This is a genomic window from Aeromonas sp. s13 (assembly GCF_040907905.1).
In the GTDB taxonomy this organism is placed as follows: domain Bacteria; phylum Pseudomonadota; class Gammaproteobacteria; order Enterobacterales; family Aeromonadaceae; genus Aeromonas; species Aeromonas veronii.
Genome location: NZ_JBFOCS010000072.1, coordinates 80,033 through 94,213 on the forward strand (window position 1 = coordinate 80,033; position 14,181 = coordinate 94,213).

Below are 14,181 nucleotides of genomic sequence, written 5' to 3' on the forward strand. Positions count from 1 at the left end.
TAACTTGATTTATGTGACCTGGCATCCACTATTCAATGCGAGCAAGTTGACGGCTGCAGGCCACCAGCATGTCGATGCCGTCCCAGAGCCATTCGAATGCCAGCGCTTGTCCCGGACTTGCCACCCTATCGATACGGCAGCAAGGCGACAGCTGTAGCGCATACTCAAACCGCATTTTATCTGGCCCAACCCAGACACAGGTCTGCATATCCCAAGGCTGTAACAGCAACTCATCAAGGGTATCGGCAACAAATTCGGCAACTGTACCTCCTCCGATGTGTGCAAGCCGCAAAGAGGCGGTGGGAGTCAATAAGGTGACGCCAGAGAAGGTGTCAAGCTTCATATGGCCATCATGTGCGGCATTTTGTTGACTATTAATAAGGCGTTCCATCATCAGGGAGGGATTATCTGCAAATGGGGCGAAGCTCCCTTCGAGCAGACAACGGCGCAACGCACTGGTGGGAGTGCCCAACCAGCAAATGGTGGTGGGGGACGCGCAGGCTTGTTGATTGAAACGGGTAAAGTCTTGTTGCAAAGCCGCAACCAATTGCCGCCACGCGGCTGCATCCAGGCTGGCGAGCCATTGGCTATCAAATACCGCCATGGAGCGACGATCCGGAAACACAATTTCCTGAGCGCGGGGTGAAAGCGGAATAGCCCGTACCCGGCCGATAGTTTCATCACCGCCCCAAATGATGCGAAGGCGGCACCGGGCCGACAGCCAGGCGGTGACGCGCTCGTCATGGTCATACCGGATAAAACGGGTACGCGAGGCAATCTCTTGCCACTCGGGCAGAGAGAAGAGCTCGTTCAGGATGGTCAGCATGGCCTCTTGCACCGGGTCGATGCGCGATGAGAGCCGAATCACGGAACCATTACCCATCAGCAGCGCCATGATCCAGGAGTAGAACGCGACGGTCGGCACGTTGGAGGGGACCAGATGAAAAACCATCCCCAGCGGTGCCCGTCCCGCCATGCGCTTGCGCTGTACCTCAATCTGGCGCGGCCGCAACCAAAAACCAAAGGCGGCCAAATCCGGATTCTCTCGCCCCCCCTGCTGCAGACGTGCAGAGAGCGCAGCCACAAAGTCACCTATGACGGGCGCAAAACTTGGTAGCGGGCGAGTGACAAAACCTTGCCAGCCGCTGACGGGAGCCGCGAAAGCAACCTCTGGCCCCGCTTGCCACATGACATCTTCTACATCTGATCGGCTCACTGGAAAGTGTCGCTGCATCCCCTCACCTCGGCGCCTTGCTGACGTCCTGATACATGGAAATAACGGCCACGACGGCCGCAGGGGCAATCATCCTCCCCCAGCAGCACGCCGAGATCCTCGGTCAGCAGGCTGTGGCCTGGATAACTTTGGGGAATGGCAGAGATCACCTGCAACAAGCCGGGTTGGCCGACCCCGAGCGGTCGATGGGTCAGCGGATCCCGCACCAGCAGCTCAGCAAAGAGAGGCGCATGCAGATGGCCCTGCTCGCACTCGACAAACACCGACCCCACCTGCTCCACCATGCCATAGAAGTTGTGGACCCGACTCAGCCCCAGCTGTTCGCGGCAGCGGTCCTTGAAGGCAGGATTGTCCACCGCTAGGTGCTGCAGCTTCTTCCAGCCACCACTGTGAAAAAGCGTGCCCTGCGTCAACGGCAGTTGCAGACCGCGCTCACGCAGCGGCTCCAGCAAACATTGCCAGACCATGAAGGTAAAGCCGAACAACAGGACCGGCTGGCCTGCATATTTGTCACAAAACGCCTCGATGACCGGCCAGTTGGGCCGCATCTGCTCATCGAGGGCATAGGTATGGTCTCGGCCAAGGAAGGAGAGCCCAAGCGCACCGGCGCCTCGGGCTGAAAAACCGCTGCGGTTTTGGATAAGAGCTGGTTGCTCCACCAGCAGCATGGGCAGCCGTTGCTTGCCGACAAACTCTTGCAAGATTTTCACCAGCACCTTGCTCTGCAGGGCGGCTGTATCTCGATCCAGCACGATCCGTGACGGCGTTCCGGTTGTGCCAGAGGAGGTGAGCACCTTGAATACTTCTTCTTGCGGCACGCTCTGCCATTGGGCCAATTTGAACAGGCGAGCGGCCAGATAGGGAAGCTCTTGATAGGTCGAGGCCTGACCCCAGCCAAACGCCGTCAGAATATTGGCAAAGGCTGGGCACCCCTGCGCATGGCGCTGCGTCAATTCATTCAGACGAGCAAGGAGCAGCCCACTTTTTTCCTGTTGGGGCAGCCCGAAAACCGGCGCATCAAACAACCTGTTCATAGCTGCTCCAGCTCAGCTAATAGGGCCGGATAATCAATCTTCATATTGCTGCGTCGTGGCAAATGATGTTGGTAGATGCGTACGCTTGATGGCGGCACCATCAGCCAGCGGGCTAGCTCCAGCTGCAGTGCGTCACTGGGGCACGCATCTGCCTCGATGGCTACCAGCAGGCGATCATCGCGGCCAGTCGCGGCGCAGGCATAGCCCCTCCCCTGCAACCAGGCCTCCACTTCAGCCAAGCTTACCCGTTTGCCAAACAGCTTCAGGAAACGGTTGAGTCGCCCGGTCAGATAAAATCGGCCCGCCTCATCACAACGAGCCAGATCGCCGGTAAAGAGCGCATCCATATCACGTTCCCGAACCAGATCTTCAGGGCGCTCGGCATAGCCAAGCATCACGTTTGGCCCTTGGTAAACCAGCTCCCCCTCCCCGTCGGGGAAGCCGGGCTCATGACGCAGAGAGAGGCACCCGCCCGGTACGGCACGGCCGATGGCATCCGGGGCAATCATCACTTCATCGTGTGCCAACCAGGCGATGCGCGGTGCCGCTTCGGTCTGGCCATACATCACGAAAAAACGGCGTCCCAGTGCAGCGGCCTGCTCGGCAAACTGTTTTGCCAGTGCTGGCTCAAGTCGTCCTCCGGCCTGGGTCATTGTCATCAGACAGGGATAACGCGCCCAGTCAAAACGCAAGCGGTTTAGCATCTGAAAGGTAAACGGTACCCCCGCCACACTGGTGACCTGATGGCGATTGACCTCATCCCAGAATTGGCGCGCAAGGGGACTGGCAGTGCATGAAACCAGCGAGGCGCCAACCAAAAGATGGCTGTTAAGTACCGACATACCAAAGGAGTAAAAAAGTGGCAACGAGGTGATGGCTCGCTCACGCCCGTTCAGCGCCAGATATTCGGCGATGGCCGCAGCATTTGCATCAAGATTGGTTCGCGACAATCGCACCCATTTGCAGGAGCCGGTACTGCCCGATGTCGGCAGCAGCATGGCCAGCTCAGGGTGAAGCGAGGGCGCATCGCCAAGATGCGCAACTGCCCCATCCTCCAATACCCGCAGACTGACACCAAAGCGCTGGCACTGCTCATGGTGCAACTGGGCATCCTGTGCAGGGTCGGCCAGCATGATGGCGTGGCCATCACGCAGGGCCAGCAAGTAGTGAAGCAGATGCAGGGTGGACGTCACAAATGGCAGGTAGACCAAATGACGACCAACGGGATAGGTGGTGGCCAACTGCGCCACACGCCGAGCCAGCTCCCCATAACTGAGCCACCCCTCTTGCGGGTCTCGCCAGGCTGGCTCGTCATTACTTTCAACCAGATGTGTCAACAAATCAGGCTGGCTCAAATCACCATCCCCCCATCGACCCCAATCACCTGTCCGGTCACATAGCTCGACAAGTCGGATGCAAGAAACAGGGCCACCTTGGCCACTTCATCTGGCGTACCAATCCTCCCCATTGCGATGCTGGCCACCCGCTCGGCAAACTTATCTTGCGGGATGGCGTGCGCCATATCGGTATCAATAAAACCTGGGGCAATCGCATTGACCCGGATCTGGCTGGCGGCCAGCTCCTTGGCCAGTGACTGGGTAATACCGATCACCGCCGCCTTGCTGCCGGCATAGCTGCTGAGCCCCGCCGCCCCCACCTGCCCCATCAGGGAGGCGAGATTGATGATGCTGCCACCACCGCTGCGTTGCATCAGGCGGACGGCATACTGGCTGCTGTAGATCACGCTAAAGGTGTTGTTGCTAAACGTCTTTTGCAGATGGACCTGGCTCGCCATCCCCAATAACGCCTCTTCCAGCATGCCGGCATTGTTGACCAGCACATCCAGCGATCGGCTCTGGGTAAAAAGCTGTTGAAAGGCCTGCTTGACCGCCGACGGATCAGCCACATCAAAACAGAGAGGCTGGCAGGGCACGCCAAACTCTGAACCGAGCGCGGTAGCCAGCTGGCTCATCGCCACCTCATCACGGCCTCCCAGCCACAGTTCAGCCCCCTGAGAGGCAAACTGACGGGCAATGGCAAGGCCGATGCCACGCCCGGCACCGGTGATCAACACCCGTTTGCCTTGCAGCAGCCCCGTCATCAGAAAGCGATCCCGTATTTGGCCAGGATCTCACGCGCCTTGCCGACCGAGCTCATGTCGATAATGTCATCGGTGTCGAGCAATACACCGTAGTTATCCTCCAACTGGGCAATCAGCCCCATGTGGGCGACGGAATCCCACTGCGGGATGCTATTGTAGGCCAGCCCATCGCTGACGCTGCCGATATCGATACCCAGAGCCTCGGCAAAAACCTGTTCCAATGCGATTGTCATCTGAAAAATCTCCGTAGCCGCTCACGGGCGGCATAGTAATCCGCAGGCAGCAATTCCAATGCGAAAAATCCGTTCTCTTGCCCTATCTGACGGTAACCCAGTTGTTCATTCAAGCGCAGGGCCGAGCGATTGTTCTCCCGAACCAGGGTCCGGATACAACCGATGTGCAGCTCATCAAAACCCTGATCAAGCTGGGATAAGGCAGCAGCAATCGCCAACATGGGATGCCGTACGGTCGAGTTGCCCAGATAGAGTCCCGCATCGGCAATCGCCTGACCCTGCAGCTTACCCTGGCACTCACCTTTCAGATTGACGTAACCCGCGCGCACGCCCTTGCACCAGAGCACCCAGTGCTGCTGATCCTGTCGCTCACGGGTGGCGGCGAACCATTGGCGCTGTTGCCGTGGTGAGATACGCGTCTGGGATACCATCTGCATTCGCACCTCATCCTTATTGCGCCAACGTCGCAAGGCAGGAAGATCCCACGGCTCTATCGGGCGTAACTCAACGCCATAGCTCATCTTAAACGCCATCCACTTTTCATGACCTGTCTCTCTTATCGACCACACAGCTGCCATTCCGTAGCAAAAATCGATAATACAAGGAGAAAAACCAGTATAATATCAAAAATAATCAAAGAGTTGTCATCGATTATCCTGGCTTTGGCCAGTCATTAATCCAGCAGAGAGAGCCCATCATGGCCATCGCCATTATCCCAGCCCGGGGTGGCAGCAAACGCATTCCACGCAAGAATATCCGTCCCTTCTGCGGCCAGCCCATGCTCGCCTATGCCATCCTGGCGGCGCAAAAATCTGGCTGTTTCAGCAAGGTGGTGGTCTCCACCGATGATGAGGAGATTGCCAAGGTCGCCCGTCAACTGGGCGCGGATGTGCCATTTCTGCGGCCAGCCAACCTCGCCGATGATCACACCGGTACCACCCCTGTGGTGATCGACACAATCCAGCGGCTCGACCAGCTCGGCATCCAGGCAGAGCACTACTGCTGCATCTATGCCACTGTCCCGCTTATTCAAGCCGATGACTTGAAGGCCGCCCATCAGCGACTGATCGCAAGTAATGCTCCATTTGTCTACACCGTGGCCGAATTCGGCTTCCCTATCCAGCGCGCCGTGCGCATGGATGAGCAGGGCCGGGTCACCCCCTTCTGGCCGGAGCAGATGACGAAACGCTCTCAGGATCTGGAGCCTGCCTATCAGGATGCAGGCCAGTTCTATTGGGGGACGCGGGCTGCCTGGTTGGGCGGGATCAGCCCCGTCGGCGGAGAGGGGATCGGCCATATTCTGCCAAGACACAGGGTGGTCGATATCGATACACCGGAAGATTGGCACCTGGCCGAATTGCTCTATCAAGTGCTGGCCCAAGATGACGTTTAAGGTAGCCTTCCGGCTCGATGCCGGGGCCGAGATTGGGCTGGGTCATCTGATGCGCTGTCTGGCCATTGCCGATCGGCTGAAAACGGCTGGCGCCGAGTGCCACTTCCTCTGCCATCAGCTACCTATGCACCTCTTGCCACTGCTGCACTCCCACCAGCATCACGCTCTTTGTAGTCTGGACGATGCAGGCCCCTTGCCCACCTTGGTCCCGGAGTGGCTGGTGTGTGATCACTACCAGATTGATCGACAGATCGAGCAGACACTGGCAATCCACTGTGGTCAGTTGCTGGTGATCGACGATCTGGCCGATCGCCCTCATCATGGTCAGTTGCTGCTGGATCAGGGGCCACTGCGCAGCACAGCCGATTACCAGTCACTCGTCCCTGCCGACTGTCGGCTGCTGTTGGGCACCGACTATGCCCTGCTGCGCCCTGCCTATCGCCAGCTTGCACGCCAAAAGGTCAGCCAGTGGCAACGTGGCCTCATCTGCTTTGGTGGTGCCGATCCGGCCGGAGCCTGCCTCATCACCCTCAACAGCCTGGCTCGACTGCCTTGGGCCCGCACTATCCGGTGGACCCTGGTGGCGGGCGGCGCCAATCCCTTCTGGCCCGAGCTGGAACAGAGAGTGGCTGAACTGACCGACCTCGATCTGGTGCTGCTGCGCCAGAGCGACCAGATGGCGCAACTGATGCAACAACACGACTTTGCCATTGGCGCTGCAGGCGGCATGACCTGGGAGCGGGCCTGTCTCGGCCTGCCGACCCTGGCGGTGCCCATCGTCGACAACCAACAGTTTAACGATGAGGTGATCGCCCGCTTTCAGCTGGCAGAGCGGCTGACCCTGAGCGAACTGGATGAGCCTGAGCTGCTGATGCAGGCCCTGCAACGACTTGAATTGCAAGCAGATGACTATCGCCTCCGCGGTCAGCAACAGGCCGACGGGCTGGGGCTGGATCGGCTCACCGCCTGGTTGCTGCCACAATCCGATTATCAGCTGTTACCTGATGGTCAACAGTGGCAACTACGCTATGATGACAAACCACTGCTAACCCTGACTCTGGACGGTCAGCATCTGACATGGCAGGCCGCCCGGCCACTTCAACCAGCGGAGTGGCAAGAGCTGGCACATCGCTTGCAAACAATTTTCTCCCAATTTCCCCTCTATCTTGCCGAGCCACCGCAGATAGCGCCCCCTGCCCCCTGGCAGCCGGCGCCGCAAGGCTGGCAACTTGGCACAGGAATCTGAACACAGATGCAGATCGATCATCGCCCCATCAACCAGGAACATGCTCCCTATGTGATTGCCGAACTGTCGGCCAACCACAATGGCAATCTGGACCGCGCCCTGGCTATTATGACCGCCGCCAAAGCAGCGGGTGCCAGCGCCGTCAAGCTGCAAACCTACCGCCCGGATACCATCACCCTCAAAAGTGATCGACCGGAATTTCAGATCCACGGCGGTTTGTGGGATGGCCACAGCCTCTATGACCTTTATGAGTGGGCGCACACCCCCTGGGAGTGGCACCAGGCGCTGTTTGCCAAAGGGCGCGAGCTGGGCCTGACGGTCTTTAGCAGCCCGTTCGACTTCAGTGCGGTGGACTTGCTTGAATCACTGGACTGCCCGGCCTACAAGATCGCCTCCTTCGAGCTGGTGGACTTGCCCCTTATTCGCTACGCCGCCCAGACCGGCAAGCCGCTTATCATGTCCACCGGCATGGCGAACGAGGCCGAGATCGCCGCCGCGGTCGAGATGGCGCTCAAGCATGGCAACGGACAGCTGGCACTGCTGCACTGTGTCAGCGGCTATCCGGCGCCAGCAGCCGAGTACAACCTGCGTACCATCCCCATGTTACGCCAGCGCTTCGGGGTCGAGGTGGGTCTCTCTGATCACACTCTGGGATCGGCCACGGCCATCGCCGCCACTGCGCTTGGGGCGACCCTCATCGAGAAACACTTCACCCTGGCCCGAGCCGACGGCGGGCCGGATTGCGTCTTCTCCATGGAACCGGCCGAGCTCACCGAGCTGGTGGCCTCGGTCAATACCGCCCATGCTGCCCTCGGGGTGGCTGACTACCAGCTCACACAAAGCGAACAGGGCAACCGAGCGTTTCGCCGCTCCCTCTATCTGGTCAAAGATATTGCGGCAGGAGAGGAACTCACCGCAGAGCACATCAAGTCGGTGCGCCCTGCCCTCGGCCTGCCTCCTGCCGATTACGATCGACTCATCGGCAAGCGGGTCAACCGCAATCTGAGCGCCTGTCAGCCTCTCAACTGGGAGTGGATTGCAGAAGATGAATGAAGATCTGTTGCGCCACCATCTGGCGATCATCGAACAGCGTTGGCCACGGCTTGCTGCCCACCTCACGGTGGCACAGCTGGGCGATCTGCAGGTTGAACTGTGTGAAGGCATCAGCAGCACGCTGCTGGTCAATGGCATCCAGCTGACAAGTCGTCACAACCGGGTAGCAGAAGCCGAATTGCAAGCAGCCAGTCTGCCTATGGCTCCGGTTCTACACCTGTACGGCACAGGCCTTGGCGATTTGCCGCGAACATTACTGGCGCGCAGCGATCTGCGCACCCTGCATATCCATATCCTCAACCAAACTCTTTTCACTTTGGTACTGGCGCTGCTCGAACAGGATGATTGGCTGCAAGACCCCCGAGTGCATCTAACCATGGCTTGCGACGAGCAGGAGATACTCCTGCCCTTCTTCGCTCTACCCAGTGAACTGGAGCTGGCAGAAGAGAGTGCTTGTCGTATTCGTGGACGTTTGATGAGCGAGATACTGGCTGGGTACACTCGCCAGCGCTTTGATCCCGCATCGCCACGGATCTTAAGCCGGCTGACTGAGAATATGTCTCTGGTGGCAAGTGATGGTGACGTCAGCTCTCTATTTGGCTCTCGTCCTGATGGCAGCGCACTGATCATCGCCAGTGGACCCACCCTAGCACAACATCTGCCAAAACTGGCTGGCTGGCTGGATCATCATCCAGACTGGCTGGTGATTTGCGTCGATACAGCACTGGTTTCGTTACGCAGTTATGGCCTTGCACCTCATGTGGTAGTCAGTATCGATGATGCTATTACCCCGGACAGGTTGCCAGGAGCAGGGTTGGATACAGTCCCTCTTGTCTACGCGCCCATGGTACCATCCGATACTCTGAATGCTTGGCCAGGACCACGGCTTACCACCTACTCAGCCAGCCCCATGTATGCAGCGCTGGCTCGGGAACATCCCAAGGGAACCCTGCATCAGGGAGGAAGCGTCATTCATCCGACCGTCGATCTGGCAGTACAGATCGGATGCACTGAGGTACTCCTGCTTGGTTGCGATTTTGCCTTCCCTGGCGGCCAGACCCATGCCGGTTGGCAAGACGGAGCTCTCGGCCCCAGCGCCAGTCAGGCACTGAGCTGGGCCGTAGATGGCCATGGGAAACGGGTCAGTACCAATCCCAACTTCACAACCTATCAAATTGAGCTGGAACGCTATATGGCAGCCCATCCCGAAGTTCATTTCTGGAACAGCAGCCGAGATGGTTCAGCTCTGCTCGGTAGTGAATATCATCCGGACTTTGCATCATGACGCTCAAACACCATTGCATCTCCCTCGCCCACCGTTTTCGGCTCGGCCATCATGTGGAGAGTGCCCTGACCCTGCCTGATTTGCTCGAACAGGTGTTGCTGACGCTCCCACAGGAACATCACAACGAAGCAGCCAGAATCATTGGCGCCTTGCTGGCATGTCAAGAGCGCCATGACTGGCTTGGGTTAGCCGATTGGCTGGAAAGTGAACTGGCAGCCCTGTTAAGCACCTAGACCGGACTGAGCAAGCCAGCTTCGAGCAACATGTCTGCCAGCTGGCGGGCTTGCCAGAATGGAATGTGGATCGTCTCGGCAATCTCGAACAGGGTCATCTCTCCATCACTGTAAGCAAGGAGGTTCATCATGTCCCGCACAGCCCATCCTGACCAGCGGGTCGATAGATCCGGATAAAGACCGCGCTTGCCCATTTGTGGCTCGCAAAGCACCGTTACTCGATAACGTCCATCCAGCTCAATACATTCAATTGCCCTGCGCACTGCCATAAAGCCTCCCGCCAAGCCAGCAGGCGTTACGATAGAGAGATCATCAAGCGAGGTGTGATACTCAGGGTAACAACCATATTTGGTGCGCATAATCGAGGCGATCGGCAGGTCAACCCCGGGAGCGCACAGCTGACGCTCATTGGAACCTCGATCCAGAAAGCTGAAACGATGAAATCCCGGGTCAATGTGGGCAAGAGCGTGCAATGCGGCTCTGTCAGCCAATGTACCACCACGGCGTGAGGGCAAATAGGAGTAACCACGTTCATCCCCAAGACAAGAGAGGTTGAACCCCGCCAGCGTCTGTGCTTGCAGGTGTGCCAAATGGCGTGACAGGTACACAATGGCGCCCAACGTTTCAGGCACTAATATGAGGCGATAGCTATACCGGCGACGCGGCATACTGGCGAGCCAGGCCATCAAAAACACACCGACCAAGGGACCCGAAAGCTCGTTGTTGGCCATGGATGGATGGCAAAGATAGCTTGACAGCAGGATCTCTTGCTTGCTCTCTCCTGCCAAACACATATCTGCATAAGTCAGTGACCCCGGAGCAAGCGTCGCATCGATCACTACCCGGTACTGCCCTGGCTGCAACTGTTCACGAACCCTGTGAGTCAGACAAAAGCCCCACCGACGCCGGTAGTAGGAAGTGACATAAGGAATGGCATCAGGCAACTCCGGTAACGAGTGCAGGTGCGGCTGCAGTTCTTCCAAGGACAGAATCGTATCAACAGGCTCTGAATACCCCACCAGATGCAGATTGTGATCGCGAAAATCGACTACCCGACGCCCATCCGGCCCCACTATGTAAGCCTCGCGTACGTTCCATTCTTCAGGCACTTGCCAGTCAAAACACTCAGTACCGGTCAGCACTTCGTGAACCTGCAACTCCGGCAGGCAATGGCATAGCAATGCCAGGCTTTCTCGAACGCCATTACCGGTCAGGCTGCGATTGATAGGATAAAGGCGCGCCGCCAGATCATACATGGCCTGGCCAATCTGCGTCGGGTCTTGCCAGTCTGCAGGTAAAAAATCTGTGTCAGGAGTCATGGGTATGCTGAACCAATTCGACAATGTGCCCAAGCGGGCTTAGGAAAAATTGAACGTGGGCGCCGCCAAAGGCGATAGCCGGCTGGCTGGGCCCGAGGGGAAGGTGGCGCTGAGCCCGAAGTCGTTCGGCTGCCATCGCTATATCTGCCACTTCATAGGCCAGATGATTGAGCAGGTTATGGCGCGTACGTAACGCCTGGCTGACCGGGCTATCTTCACCGGCCGGGGCAATCAATTCGTAGCAAATCCCAGCCTCATCGTATGCAAAACAGATGTGTACCCGCTGCAAAGGATCGAGCACCGGCTCGCTAAATCGGGAAATCCCGAGAGCCTCGCGGCAATAGCAAACCCCGAGCTCGAGCTCGGATACCACCAACCCGATATGATGCAGTTTCATGCTCCCTCCCGGATGAGTGCATGAGGATGATCTGCTATGAGTTGTTTGGCCACCGCGGCAAAGTCGGCGCAACGAACCGCCCAGACCGGCAACCTGCCAAACAGCGCTTGTCGCCACTTGTCCTGGCTCTTGAGCGCATCAACCAGACGGGAAATATCAATCTCGCTGGCCAGATCGAGTCTTCGCACAAAGTAGTCACAATACCAGGGGCGCACAGCACCGCCCTCGCAGATTTCACCCTCGAAGCGCTTCATAAAGCGATAATCGACACCAAGTTGCTGCTCAACATAGTGGGTGAAGGTAATGCGATCGGGATGGCAAGCAAAACCGGCAATCCAGCCATCATGGGCAGCCAACCAGGCAAAGGGGCTATCTTGACCAAAACAGTCATGACCGCCAGCGGTAATAATCTCGTCCCCCCCCGCCCCCCATACGGCCATGCTGAAGATAGGGTCGCGGGTACGCCCCACATCAGGCAGAGTGCGAAACAGTTCCGTCATCAGGCCCACTTCACTGGGAGACGTCACCCGGTCGAAACATACCTGGCGTGTCAGGCTATAAGTGAATGTAGGCACCAACAGAGTGCCCTCGTCTCCAAGCCACTCCTGTATCCCGCTCCAAAAAGCGTGCATTCCAGCGTTATTACTCTGACCAGGAAACTGGGCTACAGCCATAGCGTCAGAGTGAACCATCAAGGCACTTCCGCGCGCGATCCCTAGCGTGCTCAAAGTATGAGATAGAGCCTCAATCACAGGGCAAGACCACGACGCAACAGCGCATCACGAATATCCTGAAGTTGCTTCATCGTCGCCAGCTCTTCAGGCTCGAAGCGTACCGAGAACGTCTGTTCAACCAGTAACAGAAAATTAAAATGACCGAGCGAATCCCATTCCGGAAAGGCCCCAAGTCCCAACTGATAGTCGCCTCGCGTGACGGTTGCAGAAGGAAACTGCTGTTCTAACAAAGTGAAGAGATCAGTCATGGTGATAAAACTCCAAAAAAGGCAAATTCAGCTGTGCAAGCGCCAGACTATGGAAATGCTCATGAGAGAAACGGGTGGGATCCGGATTATCACAGGGGGTCAACGACAGGGATGCCAACCATGTCAGCGCAGGTTCATTACGTGCACAACGGTTCGAGCCAATAACCAAGCGCTCGATCCCCGCCTCGCGCAATGCAGCAGAGACTCTATCCAGTAACCAATATTCGAGCCCTCTGGACAACACTCTGCAACTCAGAGCCAGCGTATCGAGCAATGCCAGTTTGGGCGTGAGGTTTATGATCAGCACCAAGCCAACCAAACCATGATCGGCAAAGCGATCCTGCAACGACACTAGCCAGCACCAGCCAGACTGCGCCAGCCGTTTGAGCTCGCTCGCCTCATATCGCTGACAGGAGAGATTAAACTGGTTGGTTTTATGGATGATCTGCTCGGCACGAGCAAGGTTATCCACCGCCAACGGCTGTATCGACGCACGCAACGACAAGGAGGCGAGAAAATGTTGTTCACTGCCAACCTCGCTACGTAACCGGGCGGCATCTGCCAATGCCAGATAGGAGGCCTGACGAACAGCGTCATCACCACTGAAGGTACGCGAGAACCCCCCATAAGTGAGCAAGGTTGTAGGCCATGCCCAAATATCTGCTGGTGGTTCAATGACATCGACTTGTGGCAGGGCATGGCGAACTTCGGCCCTTTCCAGGGGGGAATCATCCCAGAAGACCAAGGCCTCAAGCCCCAGATTGAGGCTGGCAGCAATATGTCGCAAACCTTGAGATTTAGAGCCCCAACCAATGGCAGACGCTGCAACATTTCGCCTTTTGAGTCTCATGGCGCCATGCTGCTCAAACACCAGCCAAACATCTGCAGGCTCGTTTTTAGAGCACAATGCCAATAACACGCCACGCTGATACCAATAGAGCGCCGCATCCTGAAACGACTGATAGAGTTTGCCGAGACCGTCCTGACCAAGGTACAGTCCAGTCAACCCCTCTTCACCCACTACCCCCCCCCACAGGGTATTGTCACAATCGAGCACCAGCACCTTGCGTATCGGCGCCTGATCAAGCATCCAACGCGCAGCAATCCAGTCGGCAAGGCTGGTCAAGCCGTGCATCGAGAGAGGACAAGAAAGAAGGTAACGATTACGCTCGTCCACACAATGGGCTCGCCCCTGCTCATAGAGCCAGCGACCCAGCCCCAAATCCCTAATGTGGTGACGTGCAAGTGCTCGGGTAAAACAGATATCCAGCTGCATCATCCAGGGGTGAAGAGCGCCACTCACACCGCCTCCTTGCAGTGAACAAGCACCGAGATAAAGATGAGGGAGCCCCCGCAGTGGTGAGAGCAATCCTTCCAACCAGGTGTCGATGGTTTCGGACAATGCAGATTCAGCCAAGGTGTGCCAATGCTGGCATTCGCTGTCGGTCAGCAGTTGTTCCCAAAACCAGAGCACCAGATGTCCGTCACAAGCGGCCATCGGCTGCCATTGACCTTGAGGACAAAATTGCAACTGTGCATGTCGGGCCAAAGGAGCCCATGCCACATTACCGGGCATGAGAAATGCGGTGGATGCCAGGGAAAGGGTGGCCATATATGCACCTGAAAGGATTAAATACTTCTATATCATACTGTTAGGGAATGGAGATGAAC

The 14,181-nt window shown here is 57.4% G+C and carries 16 protein-coding genes; 5 read left to right on the top strand and 11 right to left on the bottom strand.

Annotated elements, in window-relative coordinates; genetic code table 11:
• Positions 1-28: 28 nt before the first annotated feature.
• Genes AB5Y82_RS14825 through AB5Y82_RS14850 form a run of 6 tightly spaced genes read right to left on the bottom strand, consistent with a single transcriptional unit; the run spans position 29 to position 5,135 of the window.
• The gene (locus tag AB5Y82_RS14825; protein WP_139444492.1) at positions 29-1,234 is read right to left on the bottom strand and encodes an acyl-CoA reductase; all 1,206 of its coding nucleotides are present in this window, start codon (positions 1,232-1,234) and stop codon (positions 29-31) included.
• On the bottom strand, positions 1,213-2,268 hold the full coding sequence (locus AB5Y82_RS14830) for an acyl-protein synthetase (RefSeq protein ID WP_159143518.1): 1,056 nt from the start codon (positions 2,266-2,268) through the stop codon (positions 1,213-1,215). Before AB5Y82_RS14830 ends, AB5Y82_RS14825 begins: the two co-directional genes overlap by 22 nt.
• Entirely contained in the window at positions 2,265-3,623 is a 1,359-nt protein-coding gene (locus AB5Y82_RS14835) for an AMP-binding protein (RefSeq protein WP_159143517.1), read from the bottom strand. Before AB5Y82_RS14835 ends, AB5Y82_RS14830 begins: the two co-directional genes overlap by 4 nt.
• Positions 3,620-4,369, bottom strand: coding sequence for an SDR family NAD(P)-dependent oxidoreductase (locus AB5Y82_RS14840; RefSeq protein WP_159143516.1), 750 nt, complete (start codon positions 4,367-4,369; stop codon positions 3,620-3,622). Before AB5Y82_RS14840 ends, AB5Y82_RS14835 begins: the two co-directional genes overlap by 4 nt.
• Positions 4,369-4,602 (bottom strand): acyl carrier protein, encoded by a 234-nt coding sequence (locus AB5Y82_RS14845; RefSeq protein WP_139459750.1) that lies wholly within the window; start codon positions 4,600-4,602, stop codon positions 4,369-4,371. Before AB5Y82_RS14845 ends, AB5Y82_RS14840 begins: the two co-directional genes overlap by 1 nt.
• Entirely contained in the window at positions 4,599-5,135 is a 537-nt protein-coding gene (locus AB5Y82_RS14850; RefSeq protein WP_043819461.1) for a GNAT family N-acetyltransferase, read from the bottom strand. The genes AB5Y82_RS14845 and AB5Y82_RS14850 overlap by 4 nt, the downstream gene beginning before the upstream one ends.
• A gap of 164 nt (positions 5,136-5,299) precedes the next feature.
• Here AB5Y82_RS14850 and pseF point away from each other — a divergent pair, with 164 nt between their 5' ends.
• Genes pseF through AB5Y82_RS14875 form a run of 5 tightly spaced genes read left to right on the top strand, consistent with a single transcriptional unit; the run spans position 5,300 to position 9,812 of the window.
• Positions 5,300-5,995, top strand: coding sequence for a pseudaminic acid cytidylyltransferase (gene pseF, locus AB5Y82_RS14855; protein ID WP_159143515.1), 696 nt, complete (start codon positions 5,300-5,302; stop codon positions 5,993-5,995).
• A complete protein-coding gene (gene pseG / locus AB5Y82_RS14860; RefSeq protein WP_368174163.1) occupies positions 5,985-7,241 on the top strand; it encodes a UDP-2,4-diacetamido-2,4,6-trideoxy-beta-L-altropyranose hydrolase in 1,257 nt (418 codons plus the stop codon). The genes pseF and pseG overlap by 11 nt, the downstream gene beginning before the upstream one ends.
• A 6-nt stretch (positions 7,242-7,247) precedes the next feature.
• Positions 7,248-8,294 carry a pseudaminic acid synthase gene (gene pseI, locus AB5Y82_RS14865; protein ID WP_368174164.1) on the top strand — a complete coding sequence of 349 codons (1,047 nt, stop codon included), beginning with the start codon at positions 7,248-7,250 and terminating at the stop codon, positions 8,292-8,294.
• Positions 8,287-9,579, top strand: a complete 1,293-nt coding sequence (locus tag AB5Y82_RS14870; RefSeq protein WP_159143512.1) for a motility associated factor glycosyltransferase family protein — start codon at positions 8,287-8,289, stop codon at positions 9,577-9,579. Before pseI ends, AB5Y82_RS14870 begins: the two co-directional genes overlap by 8 nt.
• Positions 9,576-9,812: a hypothetical protein gene (locus tag AB5Y82_RS14875; RefSeq protein ID WP_159143511.1), complete on the top strand. Its 237-nt coding sequence runs from the start codon at positions 9,576-9,578 to the stop codon at positions 9,810-9,812. Before AB5Y82_RS14870 ends, AB5Y82_RS14875 begins: the two co-directional genes overlap by 4 nt.
• Here the strand turns inward: AB5Y82_RS14875 and AB5Y82_RS14880 are convergent.
• The 5 genes from AB5Y82_RS14880 to AB5Y82_RS14900 are packed head-to-tail and all read right to left on the bottom strand — an operon-like array spanning position 9,809 to position 14,122.
• On the bottom strand, positions 9,809-11,137 hold the full coding sequence (locus AB5Y82_RS14880) for a DUF4910 domain-containing protein (protein ID WP_159144568.1): 1,329 nt from the start codon (positions 11,135-11,137) through the stop codon (positions 9,809-9,811). The genes AB5Y82_RS14875 and AB5Y82_RS14880 overlap by 4 nt on opposite strands.
• Positions 11,121-11,528, bottom strand: coding sequence for a VOC family protein (locus AB5Y82_RS14885; RefSeq protein ID WP_159143510.1), 408 nt, complete (start codon positions 11,526-11,528; stop codon positions 11,121-11,123). The genes AB5Y82_RS14880 and AB5Y82_RS14885 overlap by 17 nt, the downstream gene beginning before the upstream one ends.
• Positions 11,525-12,280, bottom strand: a complete 756-nt coding sequence (locus tag AB5Y82_RS14890) for an AAC(3) family N-acetyltransferase (protein ID WP_201296177.1) — start codon at positions 12,278-12,280, stop codon at positions 11,525-11,527. The genes AB5Y82_RS14885 and AB5Y82_RS14890 overlap by 4 nt, the downstream gene beginning before the upstream one ends.
• On the bottom strand, positions 12,277-12,510 hold the full coding sequence (locus tag AB5Y82_RS14895) for an acyl carrier protein (RefSeq protein ID WP_159143509.1): 234 nt from the start codon (positions 12,508-12,510) through the stop codon (positions 12,277-12,279). The genes AB5Y82_RS14890 and AB5Y82_RS14895 overlap by 4 nt, the downstream gene beginning before the upstream one ends.
• Positions 12,503-14,122, bottom strand: a complete 1,620-nt coding sequence (locus tag AB5Y82_RS14900; protein ID WP_111899741.1) for an HAD family hydrolase — start codon at positions 14,120-14,122, stop codon at positions 12,503-12,505. The genes AB5Y82_RS14895 and AB5Y82_RS14900 overlap by 8 nt, the downstream gene beginning before the upstream one ends.
• Positions 14,123-14,181: the final 59 nt, after the last annotated feature.